At 62.4% G+C, this 16457-nt stretch carries 13 protein-coding genes; 9 read left to right on the forward strand and 4 right to left on the reverse strand.

The genetic code is table 11. From position 1 onward, the window contains the following. Nucleotides 1-366 precede the first annotated feature (366 nt). The 6 genes from AAGT95_RS09260 (at nucleotide 367) to AAGT95_RS09285 (ending at nucleotide 8010) form a co-directional block, all read left to right on the forward strand. Nucleotides 367-1479, forward strand: a complete 1113-nt coding sequence (locus AAGT95_RS09260; protein WP_342596284.1) for an MDR/zinc-dependent alcohol dehydrogenase-like family protein — start codon at nucleotides 367-369, stop codon at nucleotides 1477-1479. Nucleotides 1480-1555: 76 nt separating this feature from the next. Then, nucleotides 1556-2206 (forward strand): DUF2291 domain-containing protein, encoded by a 651-nt coding sequence (locus tag AAGT95_RS09265; RefSeq protein WP_342596285.1) that lies wholly within the window; start codon nucleotides 1556-1558, stop codon nucleotides 2204-2206. After that, nucleotides 2206-3762: a sugar ABC transporter ATP-binding protein gene (locus AAGT95_RS09270; RefSeq protein WP_342596286.1), complete on the forward strand. Its 1557-nt coding sequence runs from the start codon at nucleotides 2206-2208 to the stop codon at nucleotides 3760-3762. The genes AAGT95_RS09265 and AAGT95_RS09270 overlap by 1 nt, the downstream gene beginning before the upstream one ends. 28 nt (nucleotides 3763-3790) lie before the next feature. Then, nucleotides 3791-4945, forward strand: coding sequence for an ABC transporter permease (locus AAGT95_RS09275; RefSeq protein WP_342596287.1), 1155 nt, complete (start codon nucleotides 3791-3793; stop codon nucleotides 4943-4945). Between the two features lie 51 nt (nucleotides 4946-4996). Then, nucleotides 4997-5953, forward strand: a complete 957-nt coding sequence (locus AAGT95_RS09280; RefSeq protein ID WP_342596288.1) for a D-ribose ABC transporter substrate-binding protein — start codon at nucleotides 4997-4999, stop codon at nucleotides 5951-5953. A gap of 806 nt (nucleotides 5954-6759) precedes the next feature. Further along, the gene (locus AAGT95_RS09285) at nucleotides 6760-8010 is read left to right on the forward strand and encodes an APC family permease (protein ID WP_342596289.1); all 1251 of its coding nucleotides are present in this window, start codon (nucleotides 6760-6762) and stop codon (nucleotides 8008-8010) included. 20 nt (nucleotides 8011-8030) lie between these two features. Here AAGT95_RS09285 and AAGT95_RS09290 read toward each other — a convergent pair whose 3' ends face one another. The 4 genes from AAGT95_RS09290 to AAGT95_RS09305 form a co-directional block, all read right to left on the reverse strand. Continuing rightward, nucleotides 8031-8468 (reverse strand): Lrp/AsnC family transcriptional regulator, encoded by a 438-nt coding sequence (locus tag AAGT95_RS09290; protein ID WP_162302625.1) that lies wholly within the window; start codon nucleotides 8466-8468, stop codon nucleotides 8031-8033. A 502-nt stretch (nucleotides 8469-8970) separates the two neighbouring features. After that, nucleotides 8971-9774, reverse strand: a complete 804-nt coding sequence (locus AAGT95_RS09295) for a DeoR/GlpR family DNA-binding transcription regulator (protein WP_342596290.1) — start codon at nucleotides 9772-9774, stop codon at nucleotides 8971-8973. Then, nucleotides 9771-10859, reverse strand: coding sequence for an alcohol dehydrogenase catalytic domain-containing protein (locus tag AAGT95_RS09300; protein ID WP_342596291.1), 1089 nt, complete (start codon nucleotides 10857-10859; stop codon nucleotides 9771-9773). Before AAGT95_RS09300 ends, AAGT95_RS09295 begins: the two co-directional genes overlap by 4 nt. A gap of 51 nt (nucleotides 10860-10910) precedes the next feature. Further along, nucleotides 10911-11861, reverse strand: a complete 951-nt coding sequence (locus AAGT95_RS09305) for a substrate-binding domain-containing protein (protein ID WP_342596292.1) — start codon at nucleotides 11859-11861, stop codon at nucleotides 10911-10913. A 308-nt stretch (nucleotides 11862-12169) separates the two neighbouring features. On the opposite strand from AAGT95_RS09305, the gene AAGT95_RS09310 reads away from it, so the two are divergent. From AAGT95_RS09310 to AAGT95_RS09320, 3 genes are read left to right on the forward strand one after another with little or no spacing between them, the layout of a single operon-like run. After that, nucleotides 12170-13732, forward strand: coding sequence for an FGGY-family carbohydrate kinase (locus tag AAGT95_RS09310; RefSeq protein ID WP_342596293.1), 1563 nt, complete (start codon nucleotides 12170-12172; stop codon nucleotides 13730-13732). Further along, a complete protein-coding gene (locus tag AAGT95_RS09315; protein WP_342596294.1) occupies nucleotides 13729-15555 on the forward strand; it encodes a glycerol-3-phosphate dehydrogenase/oxidase in 1827 nt (608 codons plus the stop codon). Before AAGT95_RS09310 ends, AAGT95_RS09315 begins: the two co-directional genes overlap by 4 nt. Continuing rightward, the gene (locus AAGT95_RS09320) at nucleotides 15552-16403 is read left to right on the forward strand and encodes a hypothetical protein (RefSeq protein ID WP_342596295.1); all 852 of its coding nucleotides are present in this window, start codon (nucleotides 15552-15554) and stop codon (nucleotides 16401-16403) included. The genes AAGT95_RS09315 and AAGT95_RS09320 overlap by 4 nt, the downstream gene beginning before the upstream one ends. Nucleotides 16404-16457: the final 54 nt, after the last annotated feature.

Below are 16457 nucleotides of genomic sequence, written 5' to 3' on the forward strand. Positions count from 1 at the left end.
CGGATGCCCGACACCGACCTCCTCCTTTCTCATGGGCAGTGGCTCCACCCGAGCCTCTCCGCTGCCGTCGCTCACGATCACGATCGTGCGTTTCGATCCTTGCGGTGATCATATGATCTTATTTAGATCATTCTAACGCATTTTGTTTCCAATCGATTTCTCGAATCTTGCCGCCAACCCGACGATAACTTTAGTCGTAAGAAGTCAAATGAATTCATTTTAAATCTATGTTTATCAACAAGATAAAAATCATTTGGCTAAAGTCTTAGGGTGTGTTCCCGCTCTGCGTATTGATGTCTTTTCCGCTGCTGGGCTAAAAACATATGACCAAATATTGATCATGTGTTTAAGCGCAGGAGATCTTCCATGAGCGACGCCACTGCCACATCCACCCAAGCGACTTCCCACGACGACATCCCCCGCACGATGAAAGCGGTGGTCGCCTACGCACCCAACGATTATCGCTACGAAGAAGTGCCGGTCCCCGAGATCGAGGACAAGGAGATCCTGGTCAAGGTCGAGGGGTGCGGCATCTGCGCCGGGGACATCAAGTCCTACGACGGCGCGCCCAGCTTCTGGGGTGACGAGACCCAGCCCGCCTATATCAAGGCACCGATGATTCCGGGGCACGAGTTCATCGGCCGGGTGGTCAAGGTCGGTACCCAGGTCGAAGGCTACGCCGTCGGCGATCGGGTGATCTCCGAGCAGATCGTGCCGTGCTGGAACTGTCGCTTCTGCGGTCGGGGCCAGTACTGGATGTGCGAGAAGCATGACCTGTACGGCTTCCAGAACAACGTCAACGGCGGCATGGCCGAGTACATGAAGTTCACCAAGGAGGCGATCAACTACCACGTCCCCGAGGAGCTGCCGCTGGAGAAGGCGATCCTGATCGAGCCTTACGCCTGTTCGCTGCACGCGGTGCAGCGCGCCAAGATCGAACTGGGCGACGTGGTGGTGCTCTCCGGCGCCGGCACCCTGGGGCTCGGCATGGTCGGTGCGGCCAAGAAAGCGGGCGCCGAGAAATTGATCGTGCTCGACCTGTTCGACGACCGCCTGGAACTGGCCAGGAAATTCGGCGCCGACCTGACCCTGAACCCCAAGCGCGACGATGTGGTCTCGATCATCAAGGAGATGACCGAGGGTTACGGCTGCGACGTCTACATCGAGGCGACCGGGCATCCCAAGTCGGTGGAGCAGGGGCTGTCGATGATTCGCAAGCTGGGGCGTTTCGTCGAGTTCAGCGTGTTCAAGGATCCGGTCAGCGTCGACTGGAGCATCATCTCCGACCGCAAGGAGCTCGACGTGCTGGGTTCCCACCTCGGCCCGTACTGCTATCCGCTGGTCATCGAGGGGATCCGCAACGGCGACTTCCCGACCGAAGGTGTGGTGACTCACAAGCTGCCGCTGGAGAAATACGAGGAAGGCTTCGAGCTGATGAAGAGCGGATCGAAGTCACTGAAGATCGTGCTGATCCCCTGATTTCGGCGCGGCGGCGACGGTTGCCCCGGCGCCGTGCAGACGAAGACAGCGGTATCAGGAAAGAGGGCTCGAAGCGATGAGTACAACAGTTGCCAGTCGGCCAGCGGCGCCGGGCAAGCTGAAAGGGCGCCTGATCATCGGCGCCTGTGTGGTCGTGGTGCTGGCGGCAATGGCCTGGGATACCACGGTGGTCGAGATCGGCCACGAGGCGGAGTTGGCCGGCGGCTTCTCTGCCGAGACCTATGGCGGGGAGCATTTCCCGGCGATTCAGGCGAGCGTCGAGGAGCGCGCCGTCGATGCCGCTGAACTGGCGTCGGCGGTACTCGCGGATTCGACGGCGGCGGGTCAGAAGTACGGTGTCGGCGACGGCTTCGGCCCGGTGGTGCCGGTCACCTTCAGCGGGACATTCGGTGAGGCGCGTTCAGGCATCTATACCGTCGACGCCAAGGGCGTGCCCGACGAGATCACGCTGCGCGTGCAGACCGGCCCGGCGATCAATGGTACCGACCTGCGCGACGCCACCGGCCAGATCTCGTTCGGCGAGTTTGCCAACCAGATCGAGTATCAGAACGCCGGCGCCTCGATCAACGACGCCATGAAGAAAGCCGTGCTGGCGGACATCGATACCGCCGATCTGAGCGGCAAGACCGTCAGCGTGACCGGTGTGTTCAAGCTGATCAATCCCAAGAACTGGCTGGTGACACCCGTCAGCATGGAGGTGCAGTGATGGCTTCCTCCTCGAGTCGGCCTGCTCCTGCAGGCGAACCGGTCGACGATGTGGTGCTGTCGGCGCGGGATGTCGCCAAATCGTTTGGCAGCGTGCATGCGCTCAAGACGGTCAATTTCGACGTCTATCGCGGTCAGGTGACCACCCTGTTCGGCGAGAACGGGGCCGGCAAGTCGACGCTGATGAAGATCCTGTCCGGGGTGATCCAGCCGACCTCCGGCGAGATCGTGCTGGAGGGTGAACCGGTGCGGTTCGCCTCGACCACCGATGCCCAGCGCCTGGGCATTTCGATCATCCATCAGGAGTTGAGCCTGGCGCCCAATCTCAGCGTTCGCGACAACATCTTCATGGGCCGCGAGATCAAGGGGCCTGCCGGTATCGACTATGCCGAGGAGGCGCGTCAGACCCGGGCGTTGATGGAGGAGCTCGACGAACCGATCGATCCGCTGACGCCGGTGGAGGACCTGCGCCTGGGCCAGCAGCAGATCGTCGAAATCGCCCGCGCGCTGTCGGTGAATTCGCGCATCCTGATCATGGACGAGCCGACCTCGGCGCTGTCGGCGACCGAGGTCGAGGTGCTGTTCCGGGTGATTCGCGATCTCAAGAGCCGCGGCGTCTCGATCGTCTACATCTCCCACCACCTGGAGGAAGCGCTGCTCATCACCGACCACGCCGTGGTGCTGCGTGACGGCGTGATGACGGCCTATGCCCGGCGAGCGGACATCGATCTGGAGTGGATCGTGCGCAACATGGTCGGCGAGAACTTCGATCTCGGCTCGCCGCCGACTGGTCACGCCATGGGCGACGTGGCGCTGTCGCTCGAGGATGTCAGTGTCGCCGATACCGCGGTGCCGGACCGCTCGGTGGTCGACCATCTGTCGCTGGAGGTGCGCGCCGGCGAGATCGTCTGCATCTATGGCCTGATGGGCGCCGGACGCACCGAGCTGCTCGAGTGCGTGGCTGGCCGCGTGCCGCTGAGCGGCGGCCGGGTGGTGCTGGAAGGCGAGGACGTCTCGCACCTGAGCATCGCCGAGCGCATCGCCAAGGGCCTGGTGCTGGTGCCGGAAGACCGGCAGCGCGATGGTCTGGTGCAGACCATGTCGGTGGGCGAGAACCTGTCGCTGGCCAGCATCAAGGCGTTCACCCGCTGGCTGCTGACCTCGGGCAGCCGCGAGCGCGGCGTAGTCGACGAGTCGATCGCCAATGTCCATATCAAGACCGACGGGCCCAGGGCCGAGATCGGTTCGCTCTCCGGCGGCAACCAGCAGAAGGTGGTGATCGGCAAGATGCTGGCGACCCATCCCCGGGTGGTGGTGCTCGACGAGCCGAGCCGCGGTATCGACATCGGGGCCAAGGCCGAGGTGTTCAAGCTGCTGGCGGAAGGGGCCGCCAAGCAGGGGCTGGCGGTGATCTTCTCCACTTCCGAAGTCGGCGAATGCCTGAGCATCGCCCACCGCATCGTGGTGATGAGCCGCGGACACATCGCGGCGGAGTTCGGCGCCGACGCCTCCAAGGAGCAGATCATGGCCGCCTCGGGCGAGGCCGTGGTCGCGTGAGCGCTTTTACTCGAAGGGAGTTTTGATTATGTCCAAGCACAGCCAAGCGCCAGCGCGCCAGAGTGGTGGCTTCGATCTGGGGCGAATGCTGCTCGAGGGTCGCGCCTTCTTCGCCCTGATCGCGATCATCATCATCTTCTCGGCGCTGTCGCCGGTCTATTTCTCGACCAACAATTTCCTGACCATGTCGTCCCACGTGGCGATCTTCGGGCTGCTCTCCATCGGCATGCTGCTGGTGATCCTGACCGGCGGCATCGATCTGTCGGTGGGCTCGACCCTGGGCCTGTGCGGGGTGGTCGCCGGCTTTCTGATGCAGGGCGTGACGCTGGATGCGTTCGGCGTGACCCTCTATCCGCCGGTCTGGGTGGTGGTGATCCTCACCTGTGGGGTCGGGGCCTTCATCGGCGCCATCAACGGCGTGCTGATCGCCTACTTCAAGGTGCCGGCGTTCGTCGCCACCCTGGGCCTGCTCTATGTGGCCCGCGGCGTGGCGCTGCTGATGACCGACGGCCTGACCTACAACAACCTCGGCGGCGATCCGGCGCTGGGCAATACCGGTTTCGACTGGCTCGGCTTCAACCGCCTTTTCGGTGTGCCGGTGGGCGTCTGGGTGCTGGCGATCGTCGCGGTCGTCACCCTGCTGGCGCTGGCGCGCACGCCGTTCGGGCGCTGGGTCTACTCCACCGGTGGCAACGCCCGCGCCGCGGAGCTCTCCGGGGTGCCGGTCAAGCGGGTCCAGGTTTCGGTCTATGTGCTCTCCGGCATCTGTGCGGCGATCGCCGGGCTGGTGCTGTCGTCGCAGCTCACCTCCGCCGGCCCCACCGCCGGCACCACCTACGAGCTGACCGCCATCGCCGGCGTGGTCATCGGCGGGGCGGCGCTGACCGGTGGCCGCGGTACCGTGCGCGGCACGCTGCTGGGGGCCTTCGTGATCGGCTTTTTGTCCGATGGCCTGGTCATCATCGGCGTCTCCTCGTACTGGCAGACCGTCTTCACCGGTGCGGTGATCGTGCTGGCGGTGCTGCTCAACAGCATTCAGTACGGCGGGCGCCGGAAGCGCGTGGCTAGGCCCGCGGAACCGAAGGCACCCGACGACCCCTCTTCTCCGGCCTCGAGCGGCAACGCCGCGCGCGTGACATCCGAGGCGGAAAGTACGGCCGGTAAACCGGCAACACAGCACTAGCCTCACCGCTGCACGCTAGTCATCACAATCGCAAAAGAAGGGTGATCCATCATGTTCAAGACAGGAAAACGCCTGCTGATCGCAGCCCTCGCCGTCAGCGCGCCGTTGCTCGCCGGAACCGCCTTGGCGCAGGACAAGGGGCTGATCTCGGTCATCGTCAACGATACCTCCAACCCCTACTGGTTCACCGAAGGCAAGATCGCCCGGGAAACGGCCGAGGGGTTGGGGTATCGCGCCAACGTCAGCGCCCACAAGGGGGATACCAATACCGAAAGCCGCCAGATCGATACCGCGATCACCAACCAGGCCAAGGCGATCATTCTCGATCCCGCCAATGCCGATGGTTCCGTCGGTGCGGTGCGCAAGGCCGTCGACGCCGGTATCCCGGTATTCCTGGTCAACGCGGAAATCAACGAGCAGGGGCTGGCCAAGGCGCAACTGGTCTCCAACAACGCCCAGGGTGCCGCCCTCGGTGCCCAGCAGTGGGTACAGGCGGTCGGCGACTCGGCCAACTACGTCGAGCTGAAGGGCGCGCCGTCGGACAACAACGCCGCGACCCGCTCCAACGGTTACGAGACGGTGTTGAGCCAGTACCCGGATCTCAAGAAGGTCGGCGAGGATGTCGCCAACTGGGACCGTACCCAGGGATTCAACAAAATGCAGAGCCTGTTGCAGGCCAACCCTGACATCCAAGGGGTGATCAGTGGCAACGACGAGATGGCGCTGGGCGCGATCGCCGCACTCAAGGAAGCCGGCAAGCTGGACGATGTCGTGGTCGGTGGCTTCGACGGTTCGCCCGACGCGGTCGACGCGGTCAAGTCCGGCGAGCTCGCCTACACCGTGCTGCAGCCGGTGGCGATCTTCTCCAAGGCGGCGGTGCAGATGGCCGACAAGTTCATCACCACCGGTGAAACCGGTGTCCAGGGCGAGAAGCACCTCTTCGATTGCATCCTGATCACGCCGGATAACGTCGACAAGTACGTCTCGCCGTTCGTGCTCAAGCAGTAAAACGCAAGGCCGTCCCCCGAGACGCCGCCGCGGGTACCCGCCCGCGGCGGTTTTTTTTTCGTCTCGATTGAGGCCAGGTCCGAGCGTTGGCGTTGGCGCTAGCGGTGAAGGGGTAGGGACACCGTCAAATGTCCGGTCTGTAAAATATCGATGACCCGCTCAGCGGCGACAGCGTCATGTCTGGAATGCCCCGAGCTCCGCCGGTGACCTTGTCGCTGACTCATCATCGAGGCGTAGGCTCGAGCCGGAGCGGCATCACCTGGCATCAGGTCGCCCGACATGCCAACAACGGATCATCGGGTGGTTGGATAAAGGGTGGTAAGACAACGAGAGGGGCGTGGCTGGGGTGTTGCCCTGGCAAGAAATGGTGCCACCACACATCGCACAGGCCCGAGGTGGGTAATTTTCCAAGCACGTTAGTGAATATTCCTAAGCGCCGTGAAAATTGAAGCCCTGTTTAGGTACTTCGCGTAATCGTTTGCACTATGTAAAATGTTTTTATCCTCCCTGACTCTGTAGCATAACCATTGCGGCATTGAGTGATCAGGGCTTTCTAGAGGGTGAAAAGATTATCTGATTCCTGCCCGCGAGTGGCGCGGCCATCAGCCGGGTCAGAAGACGGTAGTTATCTCAGAGTGCCTTGTTACTAGTGTAATTTTTTGGGCAAGTTGAATGCGGGAAAGGCGACGAAAATATCCTCCCTACGGGCACCCGTCACAAGTCCACAGCTTCGAATACTGGCTGCATCTATACGATATGTTTTCGAGATGTCAGTCATCTTCTAGAAGAGCTTCAGGAGTCGTCTCATGGCTGAACTACAAAAAACCCTTACCGCCTGGAGGGGGGCAGCGCTATTCATCAATATAGTTCTGGGTGCAGGGCTGCTCGTTTTACCCGGTCTCACGGTGCAAAGAGTTGGAGATCTCTCGTTGGTCTCATGGATCATTTGTGCCGTGCTGGCCACTCCTCTGTTCGTCATCTTCATTATCCTGGGCTGCCGACACCCCGGACCAGGAGGGTTGGCCGCATACGTGCAACAAGCTTACGGCAGGTTCGCTTATGTCGTTGCCTCATTGATGTTTCTGGGCGCCGTCGTTCTGGGCCTCCCTGCGATTGCTTTGACGGGAGGCTACTACGCCAGTACGACATTTGGCGGCTCCGCACACATTTACGGATTGCTGATCATGGGGGCCGTGCTACTGCTCAATCTGCAGTCAGTCGAGGCCGCGGGCAAGCTAAATCAGGTTCTATCATGGGTGCTGGTGGTTTTCTTGACTGGCCTGGCACTGCTGTCGCTCTACCTGGTCTCGAATGAGCCTGCATACCATGCCATCGCAGCTCCAAGTTCTATTGACGAATTCCGCACCATTTGGTTGGCGGTTCCGATGATCTTCTTTGCCTTTACCGGGTGGGAAGTGGGAGCCAGCATCACCGGCGAGTTCAAGAACCCCAGAAAAGATCTCCCCATCGCCATGTGGATATCCTTCTTCGTAGCCATTGCGCTATATCTGATCATGGCCTATGTGGCTCAGCGTGCGAATTTGCAGAACGGTTACGCAGCGCCCTTCGCGACTATCATCAATAATCACCTTGGCGCCTATGGAAGCGTGATTGTCGGTCTCATCGCTATCACCTTGATCTTTGCGAATCTCAGTGCTGCCGGGTGGGGAGTGTCAAGGATGGTCTACTCTCTGGCGCAGGAAGGGATCGCGCCCTCCTATCTGCTTAATCTCACCAAAGGCCAGCCATATTATGCACTGATAACGATCGTTCTCATCTTCAGCACCGTTATCGTCTTTGACTGGATTGGGTTTTTGGGTATCGATAATCTTCTCAAGTTGGCGGGCCAGAATTTTCTGATCCTGTATGGTTTTTCGGCGCTGGTGCTTTTCAAGTTGGCGCAAGGAATGGCTGAGAAAATGATTGCCTGTCTTGGCGCTGGTGTGTGCTTGATAATCGTGCTTTTGCAGGGGCTAAGCGTTATTTATCCGATCCTGATCGTTGCGGTTTCCATTTTCGTGTACTCCTGGAAAGGCGAGATTAAGAGTGTGTCTTAGCAGTGAGATGTCAAGGAGACCTAGTCCCACATTTTGATCACTGGGGAGATTGATGAGCTTTTCACTTTTGGATGTTCAGTCAAGAAGTATTTGAGTTTCATCATTTCCTCGAGTGAGTCATAAGATATTTCCAAAATCAGATCCAGGTCGCCATAAACGGAGTACTTGCTTTTGATGATATCGAAAGTTTCGAGTTCTTTAAGCAGCTGTTCGCATTGCGAGCCATAGACATGATTGATGATGACGAAGCCTCTCAGCTTTTTTGAGCTTCTCTCCTTGTCTGTATTTAATATTACGTTGTAACCTTGAATGGTTCCGTCTGCCTCGAGTCTCTCGATTCTCTTCTCTACCGAAGTCCTGGAGCGGTTCACCAACCTGGCGATGTTCGAGAGCTTCTCTCTCGCATTCTTTTTCAATAGCTCTATGATCTGCGAGTCAACGTTGTCTTTGATGCCCATGCTCTTACTTCGCCTCATCAAAAATGCCAGCTATTTTAGCGTTCAACCTTTGCGGAGGCCTTGACACTGTCATTGCCAATCAATTTTCAGGCGCGGCCTGAATTGGTTTCAGTCTCTGTATCTTAGCAACAGGTCACGATCGAGGAGAATACCCCGCTCACGAGTTCTGCGGATGACTTAATATCAGACATAACGAATGCACTGTCATGGACGATAAACCCGATGGGGCGTGTCGCCTTATGGGAGTTCTCGACCCTGGCATTTTCCACCGTGGCCTCGCCCGATCGACGCCAGCATTGGCACCATCTCGAGATAATTAATCTTCCTCGTTCGATCGGTGGCCGCCATGCTTGTCAGGTCTTCGATGGCCATCAACGGGCCCGGAGCCGGTGACGCTTCGAGCTGAGCCGGGAGTTTCCCGCCGCTGCTCTCGCAAGAGCGGTCTTCGGTGACTCCCAGCGATGCTCGGAGAGTGGAACTTCGCCTACTCAGGTCGAGCCCGTCATAGCCGAATCAGGCGATAACGAACCCCGGCCTCGTCCAGCGTGGTGCGATGCTCGACGGTAAGGCTTTCATCGATCAATACGAGGTCGAATTCGTCGAGATCGGCGAGGCGGTGCAGCGCGCCATGGCCGAACTTGGCACTGTGGACGAGCAGTATCCGACGCTCTGCCGCCGCCATCTGGGCGCGCTTGATCTGGGTCACCGTCGGGTCCTGCACGTAGGCGGTAGTGCCGAGGATCGCCGAAGCGGAAAGCACCGCGATATTGGCACGCAGATTGGCGAGCGTCTGTTCGCAGAGCAGGCCGAAGGTGGCATTGAAACGAGGCTGGTAGTCGCCGCCCAGGGTGATCAACTTGATGCCGCTGGTGGCCTTGAGCCGGTCGATGCTCTCCAGGCCATTGGTGATCACGGTCAGCGGCTCCCGCGCCGGCAGTAGCAGGGCGAGTTCGGCGGCAGTGGTGGAGTCGTCCAGCATCACCGCTTCGCCGGGGGCGATCTCCTCCAGCGCCGCGCGGGCCAGGGCCTGCTTTTCTCGCGTGGCGATATGCGAGCGCAGTGCGAAGTTGCTTTCGAACACGCTGGAAGAGCGCGTGGTGACTCCGCCGTGCTGCTTGTTGACCATGCCCTGCTCGGAGAGGGCGTCGAGATCGCGGTGCACCGTCATCCGGCTGACGCCGAAGCGCTCGGCCAGTTCGTCGACCTGGGCCGAGCCGGCCTGGATGATGTAGTCCAGCATCGCCTGGCGGCGCGCTGGCGCCCCCCGGGTCACGGCACGCGTCGTCATGTCTGCGGGCGAGGTCATGACGCTCCCGTCGTCAACACGACCTTGATCGAGTCGCGCCGGGCGGCGATCTCGAAGCCGCGTTCGAAGTCGGTCAGCGCAACACGGTGGGTGACGATGCCGCGAGTCGTCACCAGCCCGCGGGCCAGCAGGTCGATCGCCACCGGGTAGGTATGCGGAGAGAGGTGAGAGCCGCGGATATCCAGCTCCTTGCGGTCGCCGATAGTGGACCAGTCGACGCTGGTGGGCTCCTTGAAGACGCTGAACTCGACGAAGCGGCCGAGCTTGCGTAGCGATTCCAGGCCCTGGGCCACGCCGCTCGACGAGCCCGTGGCGTCGATATAGACCTCGCAGCCGTAACCGCCGGTGAGTGCCCGAATCTCCTTGGCGATATCGTCGCGATGTGGATTGAAGCCGTGATCGGCACCGTAGTCGTAGGCCATTGCCAGGCGGTCGTCGTGGGTGTCGACCAGAATCAACTGCCTGGGCGTCTTGAGCCTGGCGAGCTGCACCATGGCCAGGCCGATCGGGCCGCCACCGGCGATCACCACGGTGTCGTCGAACTGAATCTCGGCGCGGTTGACGGCGTGGATGCCGCAGGCCAGCGGTTCGAGAAAGGCGGCTTCCTCGACGCTCAGGCGCGGGTCGACCGGGTGCAGCACCGCATTGGCCGGCACGCGCAGGTACTCGGCCATGCCCCCATCGGCGACACCGCCCTGGAAGCCGAAGATATGATGCACTTCACACATCCAGTAGTGGCCGCGCTGGCAGTAGAGACATTTGCCGCAGGGGAGGATCTGTTCCGGCACGACGCGATCACCGAGCGAGACGCCGAAGTGCTCCCCGGCACCCTCGCCCAGTGCGACGACTTCCCCCGTGAATTCGTGGCCGACGATCATCGGTGGTTTGACGAAAGGGGCGAAGCGGTCGCCGTCGCCCCAGTACATGGCGGCCCCGTCGCGGCACTTGAGATCGCTGGAGCAGATGCCGCAGGCCTGGATGCCGAGAATCAGTTCGTTGGGGCCGGGCCGGGGGGTGGGCACGCGCTCCAGCCGGTAGTCGCCGGGGCCACGACAGACCACGGCTTGCATGTCATCGGGTAGCATCGTCACGGTCTCCTGAACGGGTGAGCGGAAATCCACGTCAAACGTCGCCGTTTATAGATAGTCTTCGACGTTGTCCTGATCGATGAATACATGTCCCGTGTCGATGTACTCGGGCACTTCCGCACCATTGGCGCGCTGCCAGGCACTGATGATGAACCAGCACCCCATCAGCCTCGGGCGTAGTGCGGACGTGGAATCGATGACGCCTTCCTGGATCAGGCTCAAGGTCTGGTTGAGATCATCGATACCGACGATTTTGATCTGCCCCGCCTTGCCGGCTTCCTTGACTGCCTGGCCAATGCCGATGGGGCCGGCGGCATTGGAGGGGATCCAGCCATCCAGCTCGGGATGGGCCTGCATGATCGCCGCCGCCTGATTCTGTGCCGTGGAGATGCTGTCGTTGTCGACACCGGTAGCGACGATGTCAATGTCGGGATAACGATCAAACACCGCACGGCTGCACTCGGCGCGCTGCGCGTGGTTGGAAGCCGTTGGTACGCCCATCATGATGGCCACGTTGCCTTTCTGGTCGAGGAGTTCGACCAGGCGTTCTGCCGCTACCATCGCCTGGGTGCAGTAGTCGCTGCCGACGACGGGGAGATGCATGTCCTCGATCCCCTTGTCATCGATGACCGAGACGGGAATCTCCTGCTCCAGGGCCTCGCGGATCACGGCGCGGTTGCCGGTGGGGTCGAGCAGGTCGGTGATGATGGCGTCGGGTCGAGTCGCGATGGCTCTCTCGAGTATCTGATTCTGTTCTGCAACGCTGGCACTCTGGGGCGCGGTGTATTGAACGGTGACCTCGGCACCGGTCAGGCGCTGAATCTCGCGAGCCGCTTCCTGAGCCCCCTCGTTGAGCTGGTCGAACCAGGGGTGCACGACCTTGGGAACCACCACGAAGCGATACTGGCGCTGGGCATCATCGGCATGGGCGGTGGTGGAGATCGCCCACAGGGCCAGCGAAAACACATAAAACAGGTTTCGAAGCATGGCGTTACACATGATGTTTCACTCCTGCGAGGAGAGGGCTTTTTTGTCGATGTGTAGGAGAACGCTGTCATGTTGATCGGCGATGAAGAAATAACATCAAAAAGTGACGATGCGCCCTATGACTTTGGTCTCGATAAAACCGTTTCGTCATGAGGTTAGTTTTAACTACCTGAAATTAAATTAATTTTTCAAATTTTAGTTCTGGTTTAACACCATCGTCTAACGTCCAGGTATCACAAGATGGTGTTAGAAATGGCGCTCATGAAGCTCTCGCAACGATAGGCAAGTGTGCCGGCGGGGCCAATACACGGGAGGCAGCCATGTCGCGCGGTTATCTGCTGGGGCTGGACGGTGGCTCCAGTTCCACCAAGGCGGTGATTTTCGATACCCGGGGCAACGTCGTGGGAATCGGGCGGGAAGCGTCCCGGCTCGAGCATCCCCAGGCGCACTGGGTCGAGCGTGACATGAACGTCGCCTGGGCGAGCGCCACCGCATCGATACGCGCCGCCCTGGCGGCTGCCGGTCTCGAGGGCGGTGAGATACTGGCGGTGGGGGTCACGGCCCACGGCGATGGGCTTTACCCACTCGATCGCAAGGGTGAGCCGCTCGGCCACGCCATCACCTCGCTCGATAGCCGTGCGGCGGGTATCGTCGAGCGGTGGTGCGAGCGGGGTCTGCGCGAGGAGGCGTTGACGCGGATCGGGCAGACGCCTTTCGCCTTCTCGCCGGTGACCTTGCTGGCGTGGCTGCAGGCCAACCAACCCGAGCGCTACGCCGCTCTCGCCCACGTCCTGACCTGCAAGGACTGGCTGCGATTCAAGCTGACCGGCGAGATCGCCACCGACTTCACCGAGGCCAGCACCGGCTATACCGACGTCAACACCCAGCGCTACAGCCGCGACGCACTGTCGATGCTGGGCATCGCCTCGGCCTTCGAGGCCCTGCCCGACGTTCGCCTGCCCGAGGAGGTCGCCGGCCAGGTCTGCGCGTCGGCGGCGCGGGCCACCGGCCTCAAAGCCGGTATACCGGTCGCCACGGGGTTGCACGACGTAACTGCCAGCGCGGTGGGGCTGGGCAATATCGCATCGGACACGCTGACCATCGCGGCCGGGACGTTCAGCATCAACGAAGTCTTTTCCGACGCGCCCAAGCCCGATCCGCGTTGGGCGACACGCAACGGGCTGCGCCCTGGCCAGTGGCTCAACATGGCGATTTCACCGGCTTCGTCGAGCAATCTCGAGTGGTTTCATCGTCAGTGGGGGCAGCCGGGAGACGGTGGTACCGGGGCCTTCCTCGCCGACATGGAGGCGGCGCTCGACGCCGCCTTCCGCAGCCCGTCACGACTGGTCTACCACCCGTTCCTCTATGGTTCGCCCTACGACGAGCCGGCCAGTGCCGGGCTGTTCGGTCTCCAGGGCTGGCACGACCGGGGCCATGTCCTGCGCGCGATCCTGGAAGGGGTGGTGTTCAATCACCGGGTGCATGTCGATGCGCTGGCGTCGACGTTCCCTATCGATCGCATCCGGATCACCGGGGGCGGCAGTCACTCGCCGCGGTTGGCCCAGCTGTTCGCCGACTCGCTGGGGCGACCGCTGGAAACGTCGCGAATCCAGGAGGCCGCGGCCTGGGGCGCCGCGATCTGCGCCGGCGTGGCAGCCGAGATATTTCCCTCCATCGAGTCCACCACGGCGCTTTGCGAGGTCGATCACCGCTATAGCCCCGATTCGGAGCGCCAGGCAGCGTGCCAGCAGGGCTTCGAGCGTTATCAGCGCTTGATCGAAGGCATGAGAGCGCTATGGGCGACACTGGATGCCGAGGCGTCGCCCTCGGATTTGCCCGACACCCCGACCGAATCCACGCCGACGATGGGAGCAGGACAATGACGGAACCCGCCAATGCCGCACCGCTGACGCGCCGGCAGACCCTGGATCGCCTGCGCGCGGATCCCGCGGTGTCGGTGCTGATCATCGGTGCCGGAATCAACGGCGCCGGGCTGTTCCGCGACCTGGCGCTGCAGGGCGTCGATACCTTGATCGTCGACAAGCAGGACTTCTGTGCCGGCGCCAGCGCCGCACCGTCGCGACTGATCCATGGGGGACTCAAATATCTCGAGACCGGCGAGTTTCGGCTGGTGGCTCAGTCGACCCGCGAGCGCAACCTGCTGCTGCGCAACGCGCCGCACGTGGTGCATCCGTTGCGCACGGCAATGCCGACGCACAGCTGGTGGGGCGGGATCTGGCCGTCGATCCAGCGGTTTCTGCGTCGTCCGGCGAAGATCGACGATCGCGGCATCCTGATCAGCGAAGCGGGGCTGACGCTCTACGACTTCCTCGGCCGCCATTTCCGCAGCATGCCGCGTCACTCGGTGACGCTGGGGAAGCGGGTGCGCGAGTCGCTGCCGGACGTGCGTCACGACGTCAAGGCGCTCCACACCTACTACGATGCCGCGATCAGCCAGGCCGAGCGGCTCGGATTCGAGCTGATCGACGACGGCTGCCGTGCCCATCGCGGCGCGATGGCGCTCAATCACGTCACCCTGACCGGTAGCGATGGCGAGGCGATAACCTTCGCCGACGGAGACGGCAGCGCCTTCCAGGTGCGCCCGCGGATCATCGTCAACGCCGGCGGCGCCTGGATCGACGAGATCAACCGTCAACTGGGCCGGGAGACGCGGCATATCGGCGGCACCAAGGGCGGGCACCTGGTCGTCGACGTGCCACGGATCCGCGATCAGCTCGATGGGCGCATGATCTATTTCGGCACGCCCGATGGCCGCATCTGCCTGATCTATCCGTTCATGAGCCATGTGCTGGTCGGCGCCACCGACATCCGCTGCACCGACCCGGATCAGGCCGTCTGCGACGACGACGAGCGCGACTACCTGCTCGAAGCGGTGCATTACCTGTTTCCCGAGGTGACGATCGGTCCGGATCAGGTTCGCTACCGCTATAGCGGCGTGCGGCCATTGCCGCGCAGCGATGCCGCCGATCCGGGCCAGATCAGCCGCGATCACGCCATCGTCGAGGATCGCATCCACGCCTGGCCGGTATTGTCCCTGGTGGGGGGCAAATGGACCACGTTTCGCGGGTTCGCCGAGGAGGCGGCCGACGACCTGCTGGCGAGACTGGGGCGTCGGCGCGAGATCGATACCCGGCAGTTGGCCATCGGCGGTGGGCGGGACTTTCCCCGCGATGCGACCTCGCGGGAGGCGTGGCTCGCCCGGGCGACGGCCCTCTGCGAGGGCGACCGGTACCGGGCCATTACCCTGCTGGATCGCTATGGCACGCGGGGCGAATCGGTGGCACGGCACTGCGCGGGGATGAATGCCGGCGGCGCCTGCCGTCAGCGGCCGCTGGATTCGCTGCCCGGTTATCGGGTCGGGGAGATCGATTTCGTCTGCCGCTTCGAGCGCGTCGAGCATCTGGCGGACGTGCTGTTCCGGCGTCTGCCGATCGCGCTGGCCGGCCTGCTCGACAGCGCGGTGATCGAAGAGGTCGCGACACTGTGCGGCGGGGCCCTGGCGTGGTCGGAAGACCGTCGTCGGGAAGAGATCGACAGGGTACGGGAGATCGCCGTGCGCATGCACGGTGTCTCGCTCGCCCCGGCTGCCGACGACACCACGGGCAGCGCTACCGAGCCGTCTCCTTCTTCGCCGGGAAGCGCCCCGCGGGAGGGACCCTCCTCCAGTCAGGAGTCAGCATCATGACCCACAGATTTTCCGCCAGCGGATTGAGAACGGGGCGGCTGTTCCGTCGCGAGACCGGCCTGACCTGCATGGTGGCGTTCGATCGCACGCTGCTGGCGGGTCCGGTGGCGCATGCGATCGATGCGCGACGCACCTGCGAAGCCATCGTCAACTCGCGTCCGGATGCGGTACTGCTGTCGCCGGGCGTGCTCAAGTCCTGCGGGGCGCTGTTCGCCGATAGTCGGGCTCCCAGGGTCGTGCTGCGAATCGACTATCCGATGGTGGGCGACTTCACCCTGGCGGGGGAGGAGCATCACCGCATGATCGCCACCCCCGCCCAGGCGCAGGCGATGGGCGCGGATGCCGTGGTGATGTGCCTGATCTCCGGCTACGACGACCCTCGGCGCGAGGCCGACAATCTCGAGGCGGTGGCGGTGGCGGCGCGTCAGTGCGAAGCGATCGGGCTGCCGCTGATCGTCGAGGCGGTGGTGTGGGGGGCCAGGGAGGAAGGGTTGCTCGATGGAGAGCGTATCGCGCGAGTCGCGAGAATCGCCGCCGAGCTGGGAGCCGACCTGATCAAGGCGCAGTACACCGGCGATCCCGACGACATGCGTGCTCTGACGGAGAGCTGTCCGGTGCCGGTGCTCGTGCTGGGGGGCGCCGCGATGAACGATGACGAGGCGTTGACGCGATTTACCCGGGGTGCGCTGGACAATGGCGCCAGCGGCGTGATCTTCGGCCGCAACGCCTGGCAGCGCGAGGGCGTGACCGGGGGCATCGAGCGGCTGGTCGCCATCGTGCATGGGCGTGACGACGACGGAGGCGATGCGGCGCACGGCGAAAGCGATGGCGGCGGTGGCAAAACGTAGGCAGCTAGCTATTCTGTGTGTAGACTTTTGTACCCTGTCCCGATCCACTCGGGG

It is taken from the genome of Salinicola lusitanus (assembly GCF_038648475.1).
GTDB lineage: Bacteria > Pseudomonadota > Gammaproteobacteria > Pseudomonadales > Halomonadaceae > Salinicola > Salinicola lusitanus.